The sequence below is a fragment of the Paraburkholderia sediminicola genome (assembly GCF_046026675.1).
Classification (GTDB): domain Bacteria; phylum Pseudomonadota; class Gammaproteobacteria; order Burkholderiales; family Burkholderiaceae; genus Paraburkholderia; species Paraburkholderia sediminicola_F.
In genome coordinates, this window is record NZ_JAQQEY010000001.1 from 656,834 (window position 1) to 679,195 (window position 22,362).

Genomic DNA, 22,362 nt, shown 5'->3' on the forward strand with positions numbered 1-22,362 from the left:
TGGCTGCTTCATGACAGCACGAGGCGCACGCCGACCAGCGTGAGCGTGGCGGCGAGCACGTTGCGCAGTAGCGCGTCCGGTGCGCGCGACGACAGATAACTGCCGATCGCGATGCCCGGCAATGATCCCACCAGCAGCGACAGCAGCATCGACCAGTCGACCGAGCCCAGCAGCCAATGACCGGCGCCCGCCAGCAGCGTGAGCGGCACCGCGTGCGCAATATCGGAGCCGACGATGCGCGTGGTCGGCAGCAACGGATACAGCAGCAACAACACCGTCACGCCAATGGCGCCCGCGCCTACCGACGTCAGCGACACCAGCACGCCCAGCACCGCGCCGGTCAGCATGGTGAGCGCGAGCGTACGCCCTTGCCTCGGCGCACGCTGTCGGAGCGCGCCGAGCGCCGCGAGTTGCGGGCGGAAGATCAGCGCTACGGCCGTGACCAGCAACGCGGCGCCGAGCACGATCTGGATCAGCCGGCTCGCGCCCGGCGTGTCCATCCCGTACCGATGCAGCAGGATCAAGGTGATGGTCGCCGCCGGTACGCTGCCGGCCGCGAGGCGCAGGGTGATCTGCCAGTCGACGGAGCCTTTCAGGCCGTGCACCAGCGTGCCGGTCGCCTTGGTGGCGGCCGCGTACAGCAGATCGGTGCCGACCGCGGTAGCCGGATGCACGTTGAACAGCAGGACCAGGATCGGCGTCATCAGCGAGCCGCCGCCGACACCCGTCAGGCCGACCAGAAAGCCGACGAACAGGCCGGAGACGGAGTACAGCAGATCGATATGGGGAAGAGCCATTGAGCAGACCGCTGACGGCCGGGTGGGTTGGATAGGTTAGACGGCAAGGCCGGCGCGCGTTTGCTTTCGAGCGCCGGCGCATCCCGGCGACAGGCCCGCGACGGCGCGGCGAAAGCCGCTATTGTCGCAAAACTGCCGCGCTTGCGTACGAAGTTGCTACGACACGCCCTGCTGCCCTGCCTGCATCCGGTTGATCAGCGCCAGCACTTCGGGCCGGCTCTCGCCCTTTGCATGCACGAAGTAATAAGTCAGCGGCGAGTCGACTTCGTGGCGGCTCACCCGCACGAGGCCGCTTTTGCGCAGATACGCATCGGCGAACGGCACGCGCGCCAGCGCCACGCCGAGTCCCGCTTCGGCGGCGGCTAGCACCAGTGTGTAGTCTTCGAAGCGCCGGTCCTGGGCGCGCGGCTTCAGCGGAATAGCCAGCGCATCGAACCACGCGCGCCAGCCGGTCACATCCGAGTCGTGCAGCAGCGGCACATCGAGCAGCGCCGCATCGCCCTGTTTGTGCCGCTGCTTCGCGATGCGTGCGGCGAGCGCGGGATGCGCGACCGGATAGAGCGTCTCCGGCAGGAAAGGTTTGACCTCGAGCTGACGCCAACTGCCGCGCCCGTAGCGAATCGCCAGATCCGCTTCGCCGCCGGCGATGTCCACGTTGCGATGGTCGATATCGAGCTGGATGCGCAGCGCCGGGGTAGCGCTCTCGAATGCCGCCTGGCGCTCGAAGAACCACAGTTTGGCGAACGCGGGCACCACGCTCAGCTTGACCAGTTGCGGGCTGCGCGGTGAGCGCCACTGATCCGCCGCGCTGTCGATGATGCCGAACGCCTGTTCGATACGACCGACGAAGCGTTGCCCGTCCGGCGTCAGCCGCACGCCGCGCGCATGGCGTTCGAACAAGGTCATGCCGAGCCAGTTTTCGACCGCGGCCACCCGTCGGCTGATCGCGCCGTGCGTCAATCCGGCGACCTCGGCAGCGGCGACAAACGAGCCCTCGCGGGCGACGGCGCAGACGGTTTCGAGGCTCGCGAGCGGCGGCCGCGCCAACGAGGTCGGTGAGGAGGTGTGAGCCATATTCACATCATGATGTTCATTTGTGCGCTAGCTTAGCAGCTCGCGGCGCGGCACCATCTGCGCATGAACACACTCACTTCGTCCCCATCGCCCCGTTCGGCGCGGCAGCCGTTGCTGGCGGCAGGCGCGGTCGCCTTCACCATCGTGTCGTGGGCGTCCGCCTTTCCATTTATTCGCATCGGTTTGCAGGGTTTGGCGCCTTTGCCCTTGGCGGCAGCGCGTTTCGCTACCGCGGTGCTGCTGGTGATCGCATGGCTTGCCTACCGGCGGCCGCCATTGCCGACATGGCGCGACGGTCTGCGTTTTGCGCTGTGCGGTTTTCTCGGCATCGCGCTTTACAACGCGCTGCTCAACACCGGCGAAAAAACGGTCGCGCCAGGCGCGGCGAGTTTCATCGTCAATACGCTGCCGATTTTCACGGCGCTGCTGGCAGCCGTGTTTCTCGGCGAGCGATTTAATCGTTGGGGATGGCTCGGTTCGTTAGTCAGTCTCGCCGGCATCGCGGTGATTGCGCGGGGTCAGCCAGGCGGCCTGACGCTCGGCGCGGGCAGTACGCTGATCCTCGGCGCGGCGCTGTGTTCGGCGAGCTACTTCGTGCTGCAGCGGCGCCTGATTCCGGTCTACGGGGCGTTGACGTGCACCGCCTACACGTTGCTGGCAGGGGCGGTATTGCTGACGCCGTGGCTGCCGGGCGCGTTGAGTTCGCTTGTCAGTGCGCCGCACGGCACGTTGCAGGCGGTGCTGGTGCTCGGTGTATTTCCGGCGGCACTGGGTTATGCAACGTGGACGTTCGCGCTGGGCTATTTCGGCGCGGCGCGCGCGGCCAATTTCCTGTATCTGACGCCTGCGGTGGCGACGGGGTTGTCCGCTGTGTTGACCGGAGAGCGTCCGGGGCTTGCGACGCTATGCGGTGGATTGATGGCGATTGCCGGTGTGGTGTTCGTGGCGTTGCGGGGTCGCTCGTGAGTCAGAAGGCGCATCGTTGAGCGCCCTTGCGGCCCCGCTAACCCTCTTCAGAGCGCGCGGCGAATCTCGACGATACCGAACGCCGCGAGCGTGATACCGACGATCCGGTCGATCGCGACGCGCAGTTTGCTGCCGATCGCATGGCGCGCGAGCGACACCACGGTCACGAGAAAACACCACCACGCGATCGAACCGCAAAACACGCCGCCGACGGTGGTCAACGCGATGCTCGATGAAAACGCGCCACGCGGCGCGAGCGTTGTGAACAGCGCGGCAAACATGATGACGGTTTGCGGGTTGGTCAGCGTGAGCAGCAATGAACTCGCATACGCGCGCAGTGCGCCGGCGCGGCCTACCTGTGCAAGCTTGGTGTCGCCGTTGCCGTTGCCGTTGGCGGCGTCGGTGGGCGCTTTTTGCAGCAGCGTACGCACGCCGAGATAAAGCAGAAACAGACCGGCGAGCAGATGCAAGGGCCGGTCGTAGGCGAGCATGAACTGCGAAATGCCGACCAGGCCGAGCGCCGCGATCAGACCGTAAACAGCATCGCCGGTCGCAATGCCGAAGCCGATTGCGAGCCCCGCGCGCGGACCGCCCGTCAGCGTGCGGCGGATGCATAGCATGCCCATCGGGCCGACCGGTGCGGCTATCGCGAGGCCGACGCCTGCGGAGGTGACGAAGAGACTGGCGGTGGACATGGGCAAGCCTTGCTGGGTTGTTCTGATTGCGCAGTTTGCCACACGATCAACCTCTACAACCCGGCGCGCGGTCGACGATGCCCACCAGCGGGCAGGCCGTGCATACCCTGGGATGGACTTGGCCGCCGCCTTCCTCGGGCATAATTTTCCCACTTCAAACATCCAGGGCGCGCCCGTTCATGTGGCAAATCGATCAGGTAACGTTGCGCTTGTTCATCGCCGTCTGCGAGGAAGGCACGATCGCGCGGGCGGCCGAACGCGAGTTCATCGCGCCGTCCGCGGTCAGCAAGCGGCTCGCCGATCTCGAAGCGCTGGTCGACGTCGCGCTGCTCTCGCGCAGCCAGCGCGGCGTGCGCGCGACCGCCGCCGGCGAGGCACTGCTCAGGCACGCACGGCTCATCATGCGCGGCCACGAACGCTTGCAAGCCGAGCTCAGCGAATACGCGGCTGGTGCACGAGGTCATGTGCGGGTGCTGGCGAATGTGTCGTCGATGGTCGAGTTTCTGCCCGAGGCGCTGTCGGTGTTTCTGAAGGCCAATCCGCAGGTTCGCGTCGATGTCGAAGAGCGTGTCAGCGCCGAGATCGTGCGCGGTCTGGAAGAGGGCGTGGCCGATCTCGGCATCTGCCGCGATGTGGTGCCGATGGGCAGCCTCGATGTGCTGCCGTATCGCTCTGATCATCTCGCGCTGATCGTGCCGCGCGATCATCCGCTGGCCGGTGAAACTGCGGTTGGCTTCGAGCAGACCCTGGCGTTCGATCATCTCGGACTCGCATCGAATGCATCGGTGAATGCGCTGATGCAACGCATTGCCGTGGAAAAAGGCAGCGAGCTCAGCTATCGAACCTATGTGTCGACCTTCGATGCCGCCTATCGTTTTATCCAGGCAGGCCTTGCCGTGGCGATCCTGCCGAGCGAGGCGCTGCCCAAACATGCGGCTGACGAATACGGCATCGTCGCTGTGCCCTTGCGCGAAGCATGGGCCGAGCGGCGCTTCGTGATCTGCATGCGCGACCGCAAGGCGCTGACGCTGACGGCGTCGCATTTACTCGACCATCTGCTGTGTTCGGTTTGAGCGTGGGCTCCTGGCTGCCTCTGACGAACGATCTGGAGGCTCGCTCAACGTCCCCGCTCCAAATCCCCTCAGAGTCATCCCGACGTCCTCCGCACGCACTCGCGACACCCTTTCAGCGGCCGCGCTGCATCCTCTGAAAAGCCCTTAAGGGTTTCCCCTTTGCGACGGCGCACGCCCGTCCCGCATGCCACTGCCGCCATCGCGGGCGGCGATGGAGTGCGTCGTCAACGCAGACTTTGCGGCACGGCCGCGCGCGGGCACGCTGTCACTCAGCGGCTTCATTTCCCGCATTCCACGCAAGATTCAAGACCGGGATTCAAGACCATGAGTGACACCCAGGAGTGCGTCGTCGTGACCGAAGTCGGCATGCGCGACGGCCTGCAAAGCATCGCACGCACAATGCCCACCGAGTTCAAGCGGCGCTGGATCGACGCCGCATATGCCGCCGGCGTGCGACATATGGAAGTCGCGTCGTTCGTGCCGGCCAAACTGTTGCCGCAAATGGCCGACGCCGACGAAGTGATCGCCCACGCGCTCACCTACAAAGATCTGATCGTGACGGCATTGGTGCCGAACCTGAAGGGCGCGCAACGTGCGCTCGAATCCGGCGTGCATCGGATCGTCGCGCCGATTTCGGTGAGCGCGGCGCATAGCCTTGCCAATGTTCGCAAGACGCCAGTCGAGATGATCGAGTCATTTGCCGCGATGCGCGAACTGATCGACGGCGCGGCCAGTGCGAACGTGCGACGCGTCGAATTGATCGCCGGATTGTCGACGGTGTTCGGCTGCACGTTGCAAGGCGCGGTGCCCTACGCCGATATCGCCGCGATTGCGCGCGCCGCGTTGCAGGCGGGCGCCGATGTCATCGCGCTTGGCGACACCACCGGCGAAGCGACGCCGCGCCAGGTCGGCGAGATCATCGAACTGGTGCGAGAGGTCGCGGGCAGCAAGCTGCGCTCGCTGCATTTCCACGACACGCGCGGCCTTGGTCTCGCGAATACGCTGATCGCGCTGCAGCACGGCATCCGTGAATTCGACGCGTCGCTGGCCGGCCTCGGTGGTTGTCCGCATGCGCCCGGCGCGACCGGCAACGTGAACACCGAAGACCTCGTGTTCATGCTCGACAGCATGGGTTACGACACCGGCATCGATCTCACCCGACTCATCGCGTCGCGCGACATTCTCGCCGACGCGCTCCCCGGCGAACCGCTGTACGGCTATCTGGCGCGTGCCGGTTTGCCGAAGCAGTTCAGTGCCGCTGCTCAACGTTTTGAACCTTCCGAATCACGGGTGTTGCAATGACTTCAGTTTCTTCTACGGCTGCTTCTTCTGCACCTGCTCCTTCGGAGCAACAGGGCGCGTTGCCGCTTGCGGGCATCCGCGTGATCGAGTTGTCGCATATGGTGATGGGGCCGACTTGCGGGATGATTCTTGGCGACCTCGGTGCTGAAGTTATCAAGGTCGAGCCGCCGCGTGGTGACGGTACACGCCGTTTGCTCGGCACCGGCGCGGGTTTTTTTCGTACCTTCAATCGCAACAAGAAGAGTGTTGCCCTCGATCTCGATACGGAAGCGGGACTGGCCGCGCTGCATAAGCTGGTCGATACCGCGGATGTGTTCGTCGAGAATTTCAAGCCGGGGCGCATGGCGAGCCTGGGCCTCGATTACGCGTCGCTTCGTGAACGCAATCCCAGGCTGATCTATGTCTCGCACAAAGGCTTCCTTAACGGTCCGTACGAACACCGGCTCGCTCTGGACGAAGTCGTGCAGATGATGGCCGGCCTCGCCTACATGACGGGACCGGTAGGCCGGCCGTTGCGCGCGGGCAGTTCGGTCAACGACATCATGGGCGGCATGTTCGGCGCGATCGGCGTGCTTGCCGCGCTGCACGAACGGCATACGAGCGGACGCGGCAAGGAAGTGCAGAGCGCGCTCTTCGAAAACTGCGTGCTGCTTTCCGCGCAACACATGCAGCAATTCGCCGCGACTGGCGTGCCCGCTGCGCCGATGCCCGAACGCATCAGCGCATGGGCCGTCTACGATGTGTTCAGGCTTGCCAACGACGAGCAGATGTTCATCGCTGCGACCGGCGATGGACAGTGGCGCGCGTTGTGCGCGATTCTCGGTCGCGCGGACCTGTTGGCCGACCCGCGCCTCGCGACTAACAACGACCGCGTGCTGGCGCGCGAGTGGTTGCTGCAGACGCTCGGTGAAACCTTGAGCTGCTTCGAAGGCGCGGCGCTCGTGCCGCAGTTCGAACGTGACCACATTCCCTTCGCGTCGATCACGAAACCCGAGGACCTGTTCGACGATCCGCATCTGAATGAGAGCGGCGGCCTCGCGCGATTGACGCTCGATGACGGAAGCGAAACCGCGATGCCCTTGCTGCCCATTTCGATGGATGGCGCTCGTCTGCAACCGCGCGCGCCTATCGCAAAGATCGGTGAGCACACCGCCGACGTGCTGCGCAGTTTGGGCTACGACGAAGCGCAGATCACGGCGTTGGGCGGCGGCGTGGCGCAGACGCCGCGAGAAGCTGCGTGAAGGTAGCGCTGCGCTCGATGCGTTAAACGTAGTCAATCAATCTCATCCGGCGTCAGACCGGAAATCACGGAGACAGACGATGAAATCGTCGAATCATGCGGTGTATGCGACAGTGGTCGGCGATGCCGGCACGCTGGGTGGTTTGCCCTCAGGCGCTGGTGCATCGGCCGCCGGCCGTGCTGAAGAGATCGCGCTGGAAGGCGCGCGCATTTCCGCGCGGCTCGACCGCTTGCCCGCCACGCGTTCCGTCTGGCAACTGGTAATGCTGCTGAGCCTCGGCCTCTTCTTCGAACTCTACGACCTGATGTTCTCCGGCTACATCGCACCGGGCCTCGTACGCAGCGGCATCCTCACCGCGACGACGCACGGTCTGTTCGGCACCAGCGGTGTGGCGAGCTTCATCGCGGCGTTATTCGCGGGCCTGTTCATCGGCACGGCCGCATGCGGTTTTCTCGCCGACCGTTTCGGGCGGCGCGCGATCTTCACATGGTCGCTGCTGTGGTACACCGCGGCCAACATCATCATGGCGTTCCAGGACACGGCGCTTGGGCTCAATCTCTGGCGCTTCATCGCGGGGATCGGCATCGGCGTGGAGATCGTGACGATCGGTACGTACATTTCCGAACTCGTGCCGAAGCATGTGCGGGGGCGCGCATCGGCCTTTTCACAGGCGGTCGGTTTTTGCGCGGTACCGATCGTCGCGTTTCTATCGTATTTGCTGGTGCCGCACCGTTACTTCGGCCTCGACGGCTGGCGCCTGGTCGTGCTGACCGGCGTAGTGGGTGCAATCGTGGTGTGGTGGATTCGTTTGCGTTTGCCGGAGAGCCCACGCTGGCTCGCACAGAAGGGCCGCATCGAGGAAGCCGACGCCGTGATGAAGCGACTCGAAGCACGCGTGGAACGAGAATATGGACGGCCTTTGCCGGAGCCGGCGTTGCCTGAACCGGTGCGCGCGCGTGCGGCGTTTCGCGATCTGCTGGTGCCGCCGTATCGCAAGCGCACGCTGATGCTGATCATCTTCCACGTGTTCCAGACGATGGGTTATTACGGCTTCGCGAACTGGATTCCGACGTTGCTGATCAAGCAGGGCATTACTGTCACGACGAGTTTGATGTACGCGAGCATCATTGCGATTGCGGCGCCTCTTGGACCGTTGCTGGGGATGTTGATTGCCGACCGCTTCGAGCGTAAGACGGTGATTATCTGCATGGCGGCGGTGAACGTCGTGTGCGGGTTGCTGTTCAGCCAGGCGCGAGAGACGGTATTGCTCGTGAGTTTGGGCGTGTGCCTGGTGCTGGCGGGCAACATTATTTCTTATAGCTATCACGCCTATCAGGCCGAGCTGTTTCCGACCAGTATTCGAGCAAGGGCAGTGGGGTTTGTTTATTCGTGGAGCCGGATTTCGGCGATGTTTTCCGCGTTTGTGATTGCGGGATGCCTGAACCGCTTTGGCGTGAATGGGGTGTTTGTGTTTATTTCGGGGGCGATGATGATCGTGATGCTGGCCATTGGAACGCTTGGGCCGAAGACGCGGGATGTCGCGCTGGAGGATATTTCGAGGTAGTGCTTTGTGGATGCTCGAGGCCCGCCTGGCGGGGCGGGCTTGCTGCTCGGTTGGCGCTGCCTTAGTGTTTCTTTGGCGTTGCCGAAACGGTTGGCGCTACGCGGATCGGGGGTGCGCCCGACGGCGTCGTGGCCGGTGTGGGTTTCTTGGCCTGCTTCGGTTTCTTTACTTCGCGGTTACTGCGCATTTGACCTTTTGCCATGATGGGCTCCCCAGTAGGCTTTTATCGCTCCGAGAGGGAGCAGTTAGATAGTGTGCGCTGAATTTTGGGTTTATGGGAGGGAATTTGGTCTTTTTGCGTGTGCGGTGCATGGTTGACTGTTTGCCTGCGGAGTCGAGTTCCCCTTCTGGTCCGTTTGCCTATGGCGTTGGCTTTTCCTTGATGTGTCGCTCGCGGGGCAAATGTAAAGATTAGTTATAATTTGCGCGTTTAGCCTGTTTGGTTGATCGTCCCAAAAAATAGGTGATTTACATTGTTCCTGCCGTTAGACAAAACGGCGCGGGTTTGACGGCCCGTTGTGATGCACCGCACTGCCCGTGAAAGCGGGTGGTGCTCACCTATGTGCGCCTTTTCTATGGGCGGGCAGTCGTGAGGGAGCCGCGAGGCTCGCCGGTTTGGTGCATCACCCGGTCCGTCAACCTTGCTACGTGCCCGCTCACCCATCTGTAAGTGCGTGTCGGGCGATTCAGGAACGAACCGGAAATCGCACCATGAGCAAAGCCACTAAAAAGACCCAACCCGCAACACGTCTCCCTGTTGACGCTCTCCAGTACGAAAAACTAGCGCTATCGGCGCACAATTTGTGCGGCCGGCAGCTGGACCAACTCAGGAGACTGGCTATTCTTGCGGCCTCAATATGCAGGAGTCCTTCGATGACAGGGATGGAGCGGCAAAGCCAGAAGGCGCTATTGGAACTGCTGGTTGAAACTGCCGAGGGGTATGAGCGGGAGGTTGAATGCGATCGCGAGCTGTACCAGGTGATCGCACTCGACGCCAAGGGGATTCCTCACAGTCGCATCACGGCCAGCGTCGCGGCGAAGCTGCTTTCCGAAGCCGCACAGGCGGCAGGGGAAGCTTGGGCCGACGCAGAGCCGAGTATGACAGCGACGCGCAAGTCGGTGCGGACAGGACCTGCCGCGAGGGTCGGTGAGCAGCCGGAAGTCGTGCAGCACTAACCAGCAATAGCGGCCACCACGCCGCAACAACGAAGAAGGCGCGAAATTGCTCGCGTCTTTTTTATTTCCTCAACGACACACCAGCAGTCGTACACGCTCCGGCGAATTTTCCCTGTGAATAAATAGACATCTCTGATGGCCCCGCTCGCCCCCGCTATTTAGGCTCATGCACTAAGAACGATTGCAACGCTAACGCGCTGATTACAGGCGGTGAAACGTCGTAGCACATGCGCGTCGCTGCTCATCGTTCGCTGAGAGTTTTCCGAGGATAGAGATATGACCTGCGCCGACGTTGCGCAAAAGGTCGGAAAGCGGTCGCGACTAAGGCTGCAGCATCAAAGATAAAAAACAGGGGCAATCCTTTTACTGGCCGTACAAGGTGCAAGAAATATGCAAAAGACGAGACGAGAAAACGAGCGGGCATTTCCCCGCGAAGCCGTCGGAGGCAGCAGTCCCCAACGGTGGAAAGCAGAGACATATCGAGTGTTTGCGAGTGCTGCCTGTATCTCGTTTGCACTTGCGGCATGCGGTGGAAATGGCGGTAGCGATTCAACTTCGACCGCTACGCCGTCAACGACTGCCACAGCACCTCAGAGCCTGGAGGCGACGGCGGCTCTGGCGGCGAAATCGACAACCCTACCTTTAGCCATGTCGCTGAAGATGAACGCGAGCGGGTTGTCGTCGGACGCTTCAGTTGATCGTTTCATCGTCAAGTACAAATCGGGCACTATTGAGGGCGGGTCAACGACTGCGGTGCAGTCAAGACTCGACCGGCTTGCAGGTGCCTTTCCCTCGAAGGCACACCATTTGCGTCGCATGGGTGTCGGCTCGGACGTGATTACAACGGAGCGCAAACTGAACGCCAGGGAAGCGAAGGCATTCATGCGCGCTATCGCTTCTGATCCCGACGTGGAGTATGTGGAACCGGACGTGCCTGTATCCATCAACTCCGCGCCAAATGATCCGTTCTATAACGTGCAATGGGGGCTTTTCTCGAACCTGGACCCCGGCCAGTCCAATGTAGGGATTCGCGCGGCCAGTGCGTGGACCATTGCGACAGGCGCGGGAGTCACTATTGGATTGGTCGATAACGGCGTAACAAGTCATAACGACCTGAACGCGAATATCCTGCCGTATGGTTACGACTTTACCTTTCTTGGTCCACCGGGTGGTTCCAATCCAGGCATTGGAAACGGAAAGTGCCAAATCTCGTATCACGGCACTCACGTCGCAGGCATCATGGCCGCTGTCACAAATAACAGCATCGGCATTGCGGGCGTTGCCCCGTCGGCAAAAATTATCTCCGCGCGCACGTTGAACGATTGTGGGACTGGCTTGCTTTCCAGTTCTTCGGACGCAATGCTGTGGGCTTCTGGTGGCCCGGTTCCGGGCTTTGATATCAATCCCCACCCGGTGAACGTAATTAACGCAAGCCTCAGCGCTGCAGGTCAGTGTTCAAGAGCGTTTCAGGACTCAATTGACTACGCAACCAGTCATGGTGTAATCGTCGTCGTTGCTGCCGGGAACAATAACGCCGACGCAATGAATAACCAGCCCGCTAATTGTCGCGGAGTCATTGCTGTTGGAAATACCCAGCCAGATGGCTCGCGGGCTTCGGACTCTAACTATGGGCCGATAGTTGATGTTGCCGCGCCGGGCACCAACATTTACTCGACCTATAACGCTGGTACGTCGTCGTTGGGCGCTGAAAGTTACGCGTACATGTCCGGCACATCGATGGCTACGCCGATGGTTAGCGGGGTCGTCGCGCTTGTAAAGTCCGTCGCACCGACGCCGCTAAGCGCTGCAGAAATGCGAACTCTAATCACGCGGCACGCGCAGCGGTTCCTGAAACAGCCAGATCAGCCGCTGGGCTCGGGCATTCTGGATGCAACGGCGACAGTTACTGCCGCAAAGGCTGGCGAAATTCCAGCAGCGGCGGATTTCCAATGCTCGCAGAGCGCAGCGGGGATGCTGGTGACATGCACAGACCGGTCTACCTCGAGAGGTGTTGCGTCGATCAAGTCGTGGGCCTGGAACCTGGGCTTTGGTGATCCTAATGATATGGTGCGCACGCAATCAGTGAACCCATACTACGACTACGAATATCCGGGCACCTACAACATCACACTGACGGTCACGGACAGCACGGGCGCCGTTAGCAGGTTGTCGAGGCCCTTTACGGTCATTGCTCCCGCTGCAACCGAACTGAGTTCCAATATTCCAGTGAAGTTCTCGGCGAATTACTTCATCCCGCGGTTTTTCTCTCTGGACGTTCCGGCGGGTGTAAAAACGCTGACATTTACCCTGTCACCTGCGTCTTACAGTGACCTTGGCACGCTGTATCTCAGAGCCAACTCACCTACGACACGTAATGCGGATTGCCAGTCCGTCTTCGTGAGAGGCGGAGCCGCCACCTGCACCGTTTCCAACCCGGCGCCAGGGACTTACTACGGCACAGTGAACCCTAATTCGAACCTCACGGATGCCGCCATTCTGGCTACCTACACAAAATAATCCAGTTGTTCGAGAAGCACGCCCCCCTTGGATCGCAGATAAGGATCGTAAGGGCGTGTCTCCGTCCCGATCGACGGACTACTGATTAACGTATGCGATCGCTATAGATGCAAAGAACTCCCCCTATCAATACAGGTGATGCGGACCTAAACGTGGACGATCTTGTCTCGCACGCTGACGCGTACTTTGCCGAACAAAATCTGGCGGAGGCTATAAAGGGATATGGCCGAATATTGGACCTGCAACCGCAGAACTTGCACGCGCTTCATTGCGCAGGACTGGCCTGCTTTCTCGATAATAAGCCCGAGCGCGCGCGTGAGTTCATGGGCCGGGCCGCGCTTGCGGCTCCCGACCGCGTGGATATTCTCGAACAGAATGGATTGCTCGCGGCGCTCGCGAACGATGGTGCGCAGGCCGAAGCGTACTATCGTCGAGCGCTTTACCTTGGAGGCAGCGCCGCCAGCCTTCATCGGAACCTAGGTGACTGCCTGCGGCAGTCAGGGCGTCTCGCTGAGGCTAAAGAGCAGTACCAACTGGCCATTTCGATAGAGCCGGGCTTGCATCATGCGATTCGCGCCGTCGCGCGTATCAGTACGGAACTCGGCGAAAGCGATGATGCTGCGGACTACTGGTTGCGCGCCTGGGCGCTTGACCCGTCTGCCCTTCAGGACGGCCTTGACCTGGTTGCTGCGTTGGCAAAAGTCAAGCGAGTCGCGCGGCTTGACGAAACGGTTAAACAGATCAGAACCCGCCAGGCAGTCAATGCCGATGCACTAGAGGCACTGTGTCTCGTGCTGTATAGAATTGACCGTTTCGGCGATATGCTAAGTGTTGCTTGCCAAGGGCTCGACATCGATCCACACCGGGCCGTGCTGCATCACTACGCTGCACATTCCCTAAGTGTACGCGGCAGGATTTTAGAAGCTATGGGTCACAGCAGGGAGGCGGTACGGCTCACACCAGATGACCCAACTATGCAATCTCAGCTTGCGAACCTGGAATTGAGCCAAGGTGATTATAAGAATGGCTGGCAGCGGCGCAAGACCTATTACACAACGGCGCTAGCACGGCACACACTCGTTTTTCCGAGCTTTCCTGAATGGAATGGCGAACCGATTGCCGGCTGCAGCTTCCTGCTCGTTGGCGAGCAGGGGCGCGGCGACGAAATCCAGTTCATCCGATTCGCTGAATGGCTGTATCAACAGGGTGCAATTGTTGATCTGCTGGTCAGTGAGCCCATTGCTCGAATCGCAGCCAGCGTGAAAGGTGTACGGTCAGTTCTAACCAGTAAGCCACCCGGACCCTATGACTACTGGAGTCATATGTTAAGGATGCCAGAGCATATGAAACTCGACTTGCCAATGCTGCCCATCGTTATGCAATACATCGCGGCATCGCAGAACAAAATTGACCATTGGCAGGTCCAGATTGATGCGGTCTCGCCATTGGGGACACAAGAGAGAAACCGGAGAATAGGTGTCGTGTGGGCGGGTGGTCCCTACACTGCTCTGGATCGGTTCCGGTCGATCAATATCGAAGCGCTCAGGCCTCTGTTCTCGCATCCAGGGACGACGTGGTTTTCGGTGCAGAAAGGCGAGCGTGAGCGCGACAGCGAAGCCTTGGCGGATGAGTTCGATTTGCACACACTTGGGCCGACTATCGGAGACTTCACTGATACGCTCGCCATACTTGAGACGCTAGACCTACTCATTACTGTTGACACGTCCGTCGCGCATCTTGCCGGTGCGGCGAACCTTCCTGTCTGGGTGCTTTTGCCTGCATATTCAGAATGGCGATGGCTGACTGGTCGCACGGATAGCCCCTGGTATCCGTCCATGCGTCTGTTCCGTCAACGGGAGCTAGGTGAATGGAAACCAGTTGTCGAAGAAGTACGAGACGCGTTGTGGGATTGGTGCGGTGATAGCTGATGCGTCACCCCCAACCTTTTGGTTTCACAATGCCTGCAATCGCGGGCATTTTTTGGTCGTAACGCCATGAAAGTGACGAGCTGCAACGAAGGCGAACCGGCGCAATGGAAAGAGCAATACAACGGTGCTGAGCGAAACTCGAACGCCAAACCCTAGCGATCGGTTTTATGAAGTACTCTTCGGCGCGCGCAGCGCCGCCGGAAGTATGACGCCCTTGTCACTAGCGTATGCAGGTGCACGAACCCAAATTCCAGATGCACCACTACCCCTGGCAAACTACGGCCCCCGCTTAGCATTAGCGGTTTGAGCTGCTTTCTTCAACCCGCGCGCGCCCTACTGCGCCGCCAGGTCTCCGATGGCAACTCCCCAAACTGCCCCCGATACTCGTTGGAAAAATTCCCGAAATGCCAAAACCCCCACCGCGTAGCGACTTCGGTAACAGACGCAGCGGCGCTTAGTTCACGCCGCACATGATCGAGTCGAACAGCACGTACATACGCTGAAGGATTCACCCCAACCGTATCCTCAAACGCATACTGCAAAGTGCGCCGACTCGCGCGAAACCGCGCACATAACTCGGCCACGGACAGCGGGCAATCGGGCGACTCTTCCACCAGCTCACGAACGCTACGCACGAGTTGCCAGTTCCGCGCGGTACGCGCTTCGACATTCCCGTGCGGATCCGCATCCCGCATTCCCTGTAATGCATCGGCAAGACCGAATATCACCGACTTCTCGAACGACGCCGCCACGCCGGCATCATCAAGCAAAGTCGGCGTCGCACCCACGGCGTCGAGCAATTGCTTCAGTACCTCGCGAAAGCCCTGCAATCTCGCAGGATCGACATTCAACACGCCAGGCCTCGCGCCCAGCAGCAGCGCAATTCCATCGAGCTGCGAGCGCAGCAGACGATCGCCAATCGCATCAGGCTCGATCTCCAGATTCACCACCACATGCTTGTCAGGCGATAAAAACTCGAACCCGCCATCGCCGGAAAACACATGCAGGCCGTCACGATGACTTGTCTGCCCGCACAGCAGCGCATGCCCTTCGAGTTGAAATGGAATCCCTACGGCCAACCTGGATCGCGCCACCTGCCCGCGTTGATAGACCGTGCGGTTCAGCCGCTCCACCAACACCCGCACACCGCCCGCGGCGAACGAACTCACCGAGCCGTCGAAGTCGCCGCGCGAAATCTGGCAATAGCTCTGGTTCCACGCGTCGAGCAACATCGCCTGCTCATCGATGTTCCGGCAACAGCGAATCTCGACGGCGCTGCTTGTCTGACTGACCGCCTGCATAGCTTCTCCCGATTCTGTTGGCGCTCCCCGAAAGCCTCGTGCGGATCAGTGTATGCGAAAAAAAATTTACGTCGCAGTGTTGGAGCGGCCCATCCGGGGCACGCATGCGGGCTTCCTGCCACGTGTCCGCGAAGATCACGAACACGGCGGCTGCCAGATACGGCAAGCATTCCGGTCTAGATGTAATGCATTTGTCAGCATGCCGGATTTTTACGGGATTTTTACGTTTTTGCCAATTTTGGATAGTCGCCGCTTTTTGCCGCCCCTACTTTGTGTACAACGCAACGTATTGCACTGGGCACTGGGCACTGAAACGGGAGTCGCGCATGAGCAGATCGACAGGCAGGCTGGAAGGCAAAATCGCAATCGTGTCAGGCGGCGCAACTGGCGCGGGCGGCGCAGCGTCGCTGCTATTCGCGCAGGAGGGCGCGCAGGTCGCCGTGGTCGATATCAATACCGATGCGGGCGAGGAAGTCGTGACGCGAATCCGCGCGGCAGGCGGCACAGCCGAACTGTTTGCCGCCGATGTGTCGAAGCGCGCAGCCGTGGACGCCGCCGTAGCAAACATCGTGGCGCGCTTCGGGCGCATCGACGTGCTGTTCAACCACGCCGGCAGCATCGTCGTGAAGCCGTTCGTCGATACCACAGACGAAGACTACGACTGGCTCATGAACGTCAACGTGAAAAGCATGTTCATGATGACCCGCGCGGTGCTGCCGCACATGCTCGCCGCGGGCGGCGGTTCGATCGTGTGCACTGCGTCGATTTCGTCGGTCGCGGCCACGCCGCTCGAAGTGCTGTACTGCACGACCAAAGGCGCATGCGCTATGTTCGCGCGTTCGATTGCCGTCGAGTATCGCGACCGGGGCATTCGCTGCAACGCCGTATGCCCCGGTTTCATCGATACGCCGCATGGGCGCCGCGAAATCAGCGCGCTCGCGAAGTATGGCTTTGATGCGAGCGAAGCGGCGCTGTCGGTGCAGCAGGGCCGTCTGTGCGCGCCGGAAGAAGTCGCACGCGCCGCGCTCTTTCTCGCCAGCGATGACGCCAGTTTCGTCAACGGCGCACACCTTTACGTCGACAACTGCTTTACGGCTGCGTGAGCCGATCCTTCGTCGCGCGGTCACGCCAGTTTGCCGCTTCGTCATAACCCTGTTCAAAGGATCGCGTCATGGACATCAACACGGCCGTGCCGTCGGTGGACCCCGCCGACAACGACGTCAAGCTGTTGCACAAGATGGGCTACGCGCAGGAACTATCCCGGCGCATGGGGGCGTTCTCGAACTTCGCGGTGTCGTTCTCGCTGATCTGCATTCTGTCGGGCGGCATCACGTCGTTCCAGATGGGCCTGTCGGCGGCCGGCGGGGCGTCGATCGGACTTGGCTGGCCGCTTGGCTCGCTATTCGCCCTGGTCGTGGCGGCAGCGATGGCGCAGATCGCGTCGTCGTATCCGACGGCTGGTGGTCTTTATCACTGGAGTTCGATTCTCGGCGGCAAATTGTGGGGCTGGCTCACCGCGTGGATAAATCTGCTCGGTCTCGTGTTCGTCGTCGCCGCGATCAATTACGGTACCTATGACCCGTTCTTTCGCACGCTGATCGCGCCGATGTTCGGGGTGAGTCCCGATTCGCTCGGCTGGTGGCAACAGACGCTCTTTCTGACGGTGATCACCGCTTCGCAAGCATTCCTGAATCATCGCGGCATTCGCATTACCAGCAAGATCACGGACCTGTCGGGTTATCTGATCTTCGTGGTGACGGTCATGCTGGTGGTGTCCCTGCTGGTGTATTCGCCGATCAAGATCGATCTGTCGCGGCTCTACACGTTCACCAATTTCACGGGTATCGATGGCGGCGCATGGCCGAAGCAAACCATCGCCATGGCGTTTCTGTCCGGCCTGCTGCTGACCGCTTATACGATCACGGGCTTCGACGCTTCCGCGCATACCTCGGAGGAGACCCATCAGGCAGCGCGCAATGTGCCGCGCGGCATCGTTGGCTCCGTGTTCTGGTCGACGACCTTCGGTTACGTGATGGTGTGCGCGTTCGTGCTGGTGATGCCGGATATCACGGCGGGGGTGAAGCAGGGCACCGGGTTCTTCGAAGCGATTCTTGCGCCGATTCCGGGACCGCTGCGCATCCTGATCGAATTGCTGATGTTCTTCATCAACTACGTATGCGGTCTCGCAGCCGTCACGTCGACCTCGCGCATGATGTTCGCGTTTGCCCGCGACGGCGGCTTGCCTGGCTCGAAGTGGCTGCGCAAGGTGAATGCGGCACACCGCACGCCGGGTGCTGCGATCTGGACCTCGGCGGTGCTCGCGATCGTGGTGACGTTGTACGGCGACGCGTTCACGGTGCTGAGCGCGGGGAGCGCTGTGTTCCTGTTCATCTCCTACGCGATGCCGATTGCAGCTGGTATCTTCGCCGAGGGGCGCACGTGGAAGGAAAAAGGGCCGTTCCAGTTGGGCATGCTGTCGAAGCCGTTCGCGGTGGCAGCGGTGTTCGGCGCGCTCGTGCTCGCCTATGTCGGCATGCAGCCGCCTAACCAGAAGGTGGTGTACGTGATTGTCGGTTTGCTCGCGGTGCTGCTGGCGATCTGGTACGGAGCGGGTGTGCGCAAGAGCTTTGCGGGTCCGCCGATCGGCAAGGTGTCGAAGGAGCGCGAGCGGGAACTGAGCGGGATGGAAGGGCAACTGGGGGAAAGCTGACGCTCTGCGGCTGCGCGGCTAGTCGCCGCCACCCATGTCTGAAAAAAATAACGTCAGCCGGCCCTGAAGCCGGCTGACGTTTTTTCATCCGCCGCATGATGTCGCGGTTGCTATTTAGATACCGACGTATCCCACCGGCACCGTCGCGTTGGACTTGGCAACCGACGCATTATTCGACACCACATACACAGGCGATTCGGTCAGATTGAGCGTCAGCGTACCGTTGCTGTAGTTCGCGCTCGACGCATTGCCCATCATGTCGACCACCTTTACCGTGCCGCTCGTGCCCGGCGCATCCACCGTGAGGCTATACGGCACGCTATAGGTCGAGCTGAAACCGACGCTTGCGTCCCACACGCTATTGTTGTGCGCCCACAAGGCAGTGATCACCGAGCCGTTGCCCACCTGCTGGAACGCATAGGCGTAGATACCGGTTGGCGTGCCATTCACCGCTCCAAGCGTGTGCGTGCCGTCGAGCGTATGCGTCATCGCGCTGATCGCCATCGCGACCGGCTTCGGACTGATGTTCGTCGCGCCGAATGCGCCTTGCGCGTCGCTCAGGTCGAAGAACGTGCCGTAGCCGACTTCGCCCGGATAGTCCGCACCGTAGAACACGTAGGTCTGATCCGCGCCTTCACCCAGCGTGATGATGTGCATGCGCGCCGCGACCGCCGCTTGCGCATACAGCACGTTCGCGCTCGGATAGTTCGGACCGTACGAGGTGCCGAGGTCGTAGCTGATGCCGGCTTCCGTCGAGAACAGCTTCATGCCCGTGCGGTAGTCGGTAGCCATTTCGGCGCGCAGAGCGCGCATCTGGCCGCGCAGCGAACCCGAGGCTGTCGACGGGTCACTGTCGTAGCGCTCCGGGGGATGCGACGGCGAGGTGCCCGCGTCGTAGTAGCCGTGCGTCGCCACCGCGTCGATGTACTGGCCGAAGCCGAGCGGCGCGAGGCGCTTCAGACGCGTCGTGGTCAGGCTTGGGAACGCATCGGCCGGGCCCATCACCACCGCGTTCGAATCGGTCGAATGGATGCCTTGATAGACCGACTGATACAGCGCGATGAAATTGGCGTCGGTGTCGGTCCAGAACTGGTTGGGCTCCCACGTCACCTGATAGTAGTTCGCCGACTGGGTCGGGAAGTACGCCGCGCGAATCGCACTCGATTCCGTGCCGACGCGGCTCATGTAGCTCTGGTAATACGAAAGGCTGGTCGGCACGCTCGTGTCGTCCTGAAACGCGCCGGTGCTGCTCGCCCAGGCAGGGATGCCGTCGAGACGGATCAGGCGCATCACGTTGCCGCTCTTGTAGAACGGATCGAGATTGTTGGCTGAGGGATTGAAGGTGTTCGCTCCGTTCGGCTCCATCGTCGAGAGCTGGCGGTCGTCGATCGTCGACGAGATACCGAGGTCCGCCAGCAGGGGCCCGTTGTCGTTCGCGCCCTGCATGCCGAAGCGGTGCTGTTCCTGGTGCGCGTACGTGACCGCAGGCACGACCTGGGACAGGTTCGGCAGCACGCCGAAGGTCGCGATGCCGACCGGACGCGTGCCGGCCTGTGGCAGTTGACCGCCGTTCTGCGCCAGCGTGCCCGTCGCGGCGAAATAGCCGGCGAGTGTCGAGGTGCAGTTGAGCGTGATGGTCTTCGACCCACTCGGGACGGCGGTGCTGCCGCTCGCCGCGACTCGGCCGATGGTATCCGTGACGGCCCAGTTCAGCGTGTCGGCGTTCGGCACGTTGGTGCTGAAGGCGAGCTGGAAGGCGGTGCCGGACGCGAAGATGCGTGTGCCGTCCGCGCTGGGCGTGTCGGCGGAAATGGTGGCGCTGCCGGAGCCCGCCGAGACGGCCGGCGATGCACAGCTGAGTGTCGCGACGGTGGTGCCCGCGCCGTTCACCGTGGCGGTGCCGCCGGTGCTGCTGTTGCCCGCCGCAGTCGAGTTGGACGAGCCGGAGCTGCCATTGAGCTGGCTTGTTGTGTTGTTGCTGGCGCCGTTACCGCCGCCGCCACCGCCACCGCAGCCCGCTAGCGCGAGAGAAAGTGTCGAGAGTAGGAGTATTTGCGATTTCATCAATCTAACCAATGCGTTTTCTGAATATTCGCTTGCCTCTTCGCGCACAGCGCGTAGGGAGGCAGAGCGAACATCGGGGTTCAATTGCAAGCCAGCCGATGACCGAGGCACCGACACGGGCCGTCCTGGATGCGCAACCATTCGGTCGCGCGAAGGTGTGATGCCTTCCCGGGTTGTCGGCCCCGAACGCATTTCTCTGCAGAGAAATTCTCATCGTACGAATCCATGCCACTCGTCATGGCGGATTTGGCGGAATCGGACGACCGGGGAAAGTGTGACGAAAACAACGAACGTCTTGAGAAACAGCGCAATCCACATCGAAGTGCTTGAGTTCATCGCGCCATTCGATGAACTTTTTACTGTCCTGTAAGCAAGAAAGGCTCTGATGGGAAGAATCGACTGCAACAATACGCATTAGTATGTTTAAAAGAAGTAACGAGTCGTTACGTATGAACAATGACGCAGTACTAATTGCATTGATCGCACAAAAAAATCCGTATGAGGAGATTAGTGTTTGTCCGCCAATCAGAAGTAGGGTCGAAAAGATTTGCAACGGATGCCTAACTATACGAATCCGGGTAAACCGCTGAGAAATGGGCGATAGCGCTCATTGCATAGCCGATGGAACCTTGCAGATGGCGGAAAAGTGCTGGGCCTTCGGTGTAACGTTTCCTCGCGACAGTGACTTCGCGGCGGAACTGTCGCTGTTTTACGGAGACGAGGCCGCGCCCCGAGAAAGAGGCGCGCCAGATAAAACGATGATGGATGCCGACAGTTTTTGGGGCCGGTACTAGCTGGTCGGCTTGTCCATCCGCTGCGCAAAAAAGGCGGTTGTCCAGAGAGATAAATCGTGAGAATTCTTCAGTTGGTTCACGCACCGCGACTTTCCGGAGCAGAAGTACTCGTAAAGGGTCTCGCGATTCAACATCAGCGCGGTGGCCATGAGGTCTGTATCACGTCACTGCTTCCGCAGCAGGACGATTTCGTCGGCATTCGTGCGGAGCTGGAAGCCGCAGGCGTCACGTGCCTGTTCCCGAGCAGCCATCACGGCAGGGCGGGAAAATTGCTGCACCTGTATCGCGTGGTGCGCCAGTTCCGTCCCGACTTCATCGTGGCGCACGCCACGCTCGCCGCACTCTATGTGCGTCTTTTGCCGGTGCACACGCCGATCGCCTGGGTGATGCACTCCGGCGTCAACGATTTCGAGAACGGCGCGCTCAAGCAGGCCGAGCGCCTGCTGTCACGGCGGGCGAGAGCGATCATCGGCGTGTCGCAGCAAAATATCGACGACTACCTGCGAGAAATCGGCAAGCATCCGGCGATGGTCGTGATCCCGAATGGTGTGGACGCGTCGCTGTTCGCCGAAGACAACAACCCATCCGTACCGGATATCGCCGTGCCTGCGAAGCAGATTGTTCAGCTAGGCCGCTATATCGAAGGGAAGAGCCAGTTGGATACAATCCGCGCGTTCGAGCGCGTCGTGCAGAGCGAGCCTGAAGCACGCCTGCTGCTGTGCGGAGTCATCGAGGAGATTCCCTATTACGAAGCGGTGGTGTCGCTGGTTCATCAGCTCGGACTGGACAGCTGCGTGACGGTATGCGGGCCGCGCCTGGATGTCGCCGCGATTCTTCGTTCCTCGCGTGTCTTTGCCATGCCTTCGCGTTTCGAAGCGCAGAGCATTGGCTTTCTGGAGGCGCTCGCCTCGGGTATTCCTGTCGTGGCGAGCCGGATTCCGTCGTTCGGCTTTGCCAGTGGATTTGCCGGCGTCAATCTCGTCGACACGGCTGATCCGGAGGCCTATGGCCGCGCCTTGCTCAAGGCGCTCGACATGCCGCGAGCGAACCGGCAGCTGGCGGGATACACGTTGCACGACACGGCGGATCGCTACATGACGATCGCGCGGCAGTTCGTTCAGCCGTTGCGCGTGTCGACCTGAATCGCGTCGGGTCGATCG

At 61.1% G+C, this 22,362-nt stretch carries 16 protein-coding genes; 11 read left to right on the top strand and 5 right to left on the bottom strand.

Annotated elements, in window-relative coordinates:
* Positions 1 to 8: 8 nt before the first annotated feature.
* Both PQQ86_RS02905 and PQQ86_RS02910 read right to left on the bottom strand, forming a co-directional pair.
* The gene (locus PQQ86_RS02905) at positions 9 to 797 is read right to left on the bottom strand and encodes a sulfite exporter TauE/SafE family protein (RefSeq protein WP_408264795.1); all 789 of its coding nucleotides are present in this window, start codon (positions 795 to 797) and stop codon (positions 9 to 11) included.
* 156 nt (positions 798 to 953) lie between these two features.
* On the bottom strand, positions 954 to 1,871 hold the full coding sequence (locus PQQ86_RS02910; RefSeq protein WP_408264797.1) for a LysR substrate-binding domain-containing protein: 918 nt from the start codon (positions 1,869 to 1,871) through the stop codon (positions 954 to 956).
* A gap of 63 nt (positions 1,872 to 1,934) precedes the next feature.
* Between PQQ86_RS02910 and PQQ86_RS02915 the strand changes: the two genes are divergently transcribed.
* On the top strand, positions 1,935 to 2,837 hold the full coding sequence (locus PQQ86_RS02915; protein ID WP_408264798.1) for a DMT family transporter: 903 nt from the start codon (positions 1,935 to 1,937) through the stop codon (positions 2,835 to 2,837).
* A 47-nt stretch (positions 2,838 to 2,884) separates the two neighbouring features.
* Here PQQ86_RS02915 and PQQ86_RS02920 read toward each other — a convergent pair whose 3' ends face one another.
* Positions 2,885 to 3,532, bottom strand: a complete 648-nt coding sequence (locus PQQ86_RS02920) for a LysE family translocator (RefSeq protein ID WP_408264800.1) — start codon at positions 3,530 to 3,532, stop codon at positions 2,885 to 2,887.
* A gap of 179 nt (positions 3,533 to 3,711) precedes the next feature.
* Here PQQ86_RS02920 and PQQ86_RS02925 point away from each other — a divergent pair, with 179 nt between their 5' ends.
* From PQQ86_RS02925 to PQQ86_RS02955, 7 genes are all read left to right on the top strand, one after another.
* A complete protein-coding gene (locus PQQ86_RS02925; protein ID WP_408264802.1) occupies positions 3,712 to 4,605 on the top strand; it encodes a LysR family transcriptional regulator in 894 nt (297 codons plus the stop codon).
* 324 nt (positions 4,606 to 4,929) lie between these two features.
* Positions 4,930 to 5,907, top strand: coding sequence for a hydroxymethylglutaryl-CoA lyase (locus tag PQQ86_RS02930; protein ID WP_408264804.1), 978 nt, complete (start codon positions 4,930 to 4,932; stop codon positions 5,905 to 5,907).
* Entirely contained in the window at positions 5,904 to 7,148 is a 1,245-nt protein-coding gene (locus tag PQQ86_RS02935) for a CaiB/BaiF CoA transferase family protein (RefSeq protein ID WP_408264806.1), read from the top strand. The genes PQQ86_RS02930 and PQQ86_RS02935 overlap by 4 nt, the downstream gene beginning before the upstream one ends.
* Before the next feature lie 79 nt (positions 7,149 to 7,227).
* Positions 7,228 to 8,712 carry an MFS transporter gene (locus PQQ86_RS02940; protein ID WP_408264808.1) on the top strand — a complete coding sequence of 495 codons (1,485 nt, stop codon included), beginning with the start codon at positions 7,228 to 7,230 and terminating at the stop codon, positions 8,710 to 8,712.
* A gap of 873 nt (positions 8,713 to 9,585) precedes the next feature.
* On the top strand, positions 9,586 to 9,888 hold the full coding sequence (locus tag PQQ86_RS02945; protein ID WP_408264810.1) for a hypothetical protein: 303 nt from the start codon (positions 9,586 to 9,588) through the stop codon (positions 9,886 to 9,888).
* A 390-nt stretch (positions 9,889 to 10,278) separates the two neighbouring features.
* Entirely contained in the window at positions 10,279 to 12,405 is a 2,127-nt protein-coding gene (locus PQQ86_RS02950; protein WP_408264812.1) for a S8 family serine peptidase, read from the top strand.
* A 152-nt stretch (positions 12,406 to 12,557) separates the two neighbouring features.
* On the top strand, positions 12,558 to 14,333 hold the full coding sequence (locus tag PQQ86_RS02955) for a tetratricopeptide repeat protein (RefSeq protein WP_408264814.1): 1,776 nt from the start codon (positions 12,558 to 12,560) through the stop codon (positions 14,331 to 14,333).
* Positions 14,334 to 14,650: 317 nt separating this feature from the next.
* Here PQQ86_RS02955 and PQQ86_RS02960 read toward each other — a convergent pair whose 3' ends face one another.
* Positions 14,651 to 15,634, bottom strand: a complete 984-nt coding sequence (locus tag PQQ86_RS02960; RefSeq protein ID WP_408264816.1) for a helix-turn-helix domain-containing protein — start codon at positions 15,632 to 15,634, stop codon at positions 14,651 to 14,653.
* Positions 15,635 to 15,960: 326 nt separating this feature from the next.
* Here PQQ86_RS02960 and PQQ86_RS02965 point away from each other — a divergent pair, with 326 nt between their 5' ends.
* Complete coding sequence (locus PQQ86_RS02965) at positions 15,961 to 16,737, top strand: SDR family NAD(P)-dependent oxidoreductase (RefSeq protein ID WP_097391422.1); 777 nt, start codon at positions 15,961 to 15,963, stop codon at positions 16,735 to 16,737.
* A 68-nt stretch (positions 16,738 to 16,805) separates the two neighbouring features.
* Complete coding sequence (locus tag PQQ86_RS02970; protein ID WP_408264819.1) at positions 16,806 to 18,344, top strand: amino acid permease; 1,539 nt, start codon at positions 16,806 to 16,808, stop codon at positions 18,342 to 18,344.
* Between the two features lie 114 nt (positions 18,345 to 18,458).
* On the opposite strand, the gene PQQ86_RS02975 is transcribed toward PQQ86_RS02970, so the two are convergent.
* Entirely contained in the window at positions 18,459 to 20,408 is a 1,950-nt protein-coding gene (locus PQQ86_RS02975) for a hypothetical protein (protein ID WP_408264821.1), read from the bottom strand.
* Positions 20,409 to 21,258: 850 nt separating this feature from the next.
* Here PQQ86_RS02975 and PQQ86_RS02980 point away from each other — a divergent pair.
* The gene (locus PQQ86_RS02980; protein ID WP_408264823.1) at positions 21,259 to 22,344 is read left to right on the top strand and encodes a glycosyltransferase family 4 protein; all 1,086 of its coding nucleotides are present in this window, start codon (positions 21,259 to 21,261) and stop codon (positions 22,342 to 22,344) included.
* The last annotated feature ends 18 nt before the right edge of the window (positions 22,345 to 22,362 follow it).

Coding starts and splice junctions, on each gene's coding strand:
- PQQ86_RS02905 (WP_408264795.1), bottom strand. CDS start 797: ATGGCTCTTCCCCATATCGATCTGCTGTACTCCGTCTCCGGCCTGTTC.
- PQQ86_RS02910 (WP_408264797.1), bottom strand. CDS start 1,871: ATGGCTCACACCTCCTCACCGACCTCGTTGGCGCGGCCGCCGCTCGCG.
- PQQ86_RS02915 (WP_408264798.1), top strand. CDS start 1,935: ATGAACACACTCACTTCGTCCCCATCGCCCCGTTCGGCGCGGCAGCCG.
- PQQ86_RS02920 (WP_408264800.1), bottom strand. CDS start 3,532: ATGTCCACCGCCAGTCTCTTCGTCACCTCCGCAGGCGTCGGCCTCGCG.
- PQQ86_RS02925 (WP_408264802.1), top strand. CDS start 3,712: ATGTGGCAAATCGATCAGGTAACGTTGCGCTTGTTCATCGCCGTCTGC.
- PQQ86_RS02930 (WP_408264804.1), top strand. CDS start 4,930: ATGAGTGACACCCAGGAGTGCGTCGTCGTGACCGAAGTCGGCATGCGC.
- PQQ86_RS02935 (WP_408264806.1), top strand. CDS start 5,904: ATGACTTCAGTTTCTTCTACGGCTGCTTCTTCTGCACCTGCTCCTTCG.
- PQQ86_RS02940 (WP_408264808.1), top strand. CDS start 7,228: ATGAAATCGTCGAATCATGCGGTGTATGCGACAGTGGTCGGCGATGCC.
- PQQ86_RS02945 (WP_408264810.1), top strand. CDS start 9,586: ATGACAGGGATGGAGCGGCAAAGCCAGAAGGCGCTATTGGAACTGCTG.
- PQQ86_RS02950 (WP_408264812.1), top strand. CDS start 10,279: ATGCAAAAGACGAGACGAGAAAACGAGCGGGCATTTCCCCGCGAAGCC.
- PQQ86_RS02960 (WP_408264816.1), bottom strand. CDS start 15,634: ATGCAGGCGGTCAGTCAGACAAGCAGCGCCGTCGAGATTCGCTGTTGC.
- PQQ86_RS02965 (WP_097391422.1), top strand. CDS start 15,961: ATGAGCAGATCGACAGGCAGGCTGGAAGGCAAAATCGCAATCGTGTCA.
- PQQ86_RS02970 (WP_408264819.1), top strand. CDS start 16,806: ATGGACATCAACACGGCCGTGCCGTCGGTGGACCCCGCCGACAACGAC.
- PQQ86_RS02975 (WP_408264821.1), bottom strand. CDS start 20,408: ATGAAATCGCAAATACTCCTACTCTCGACACTTTCTCTCGCGCTAGCG.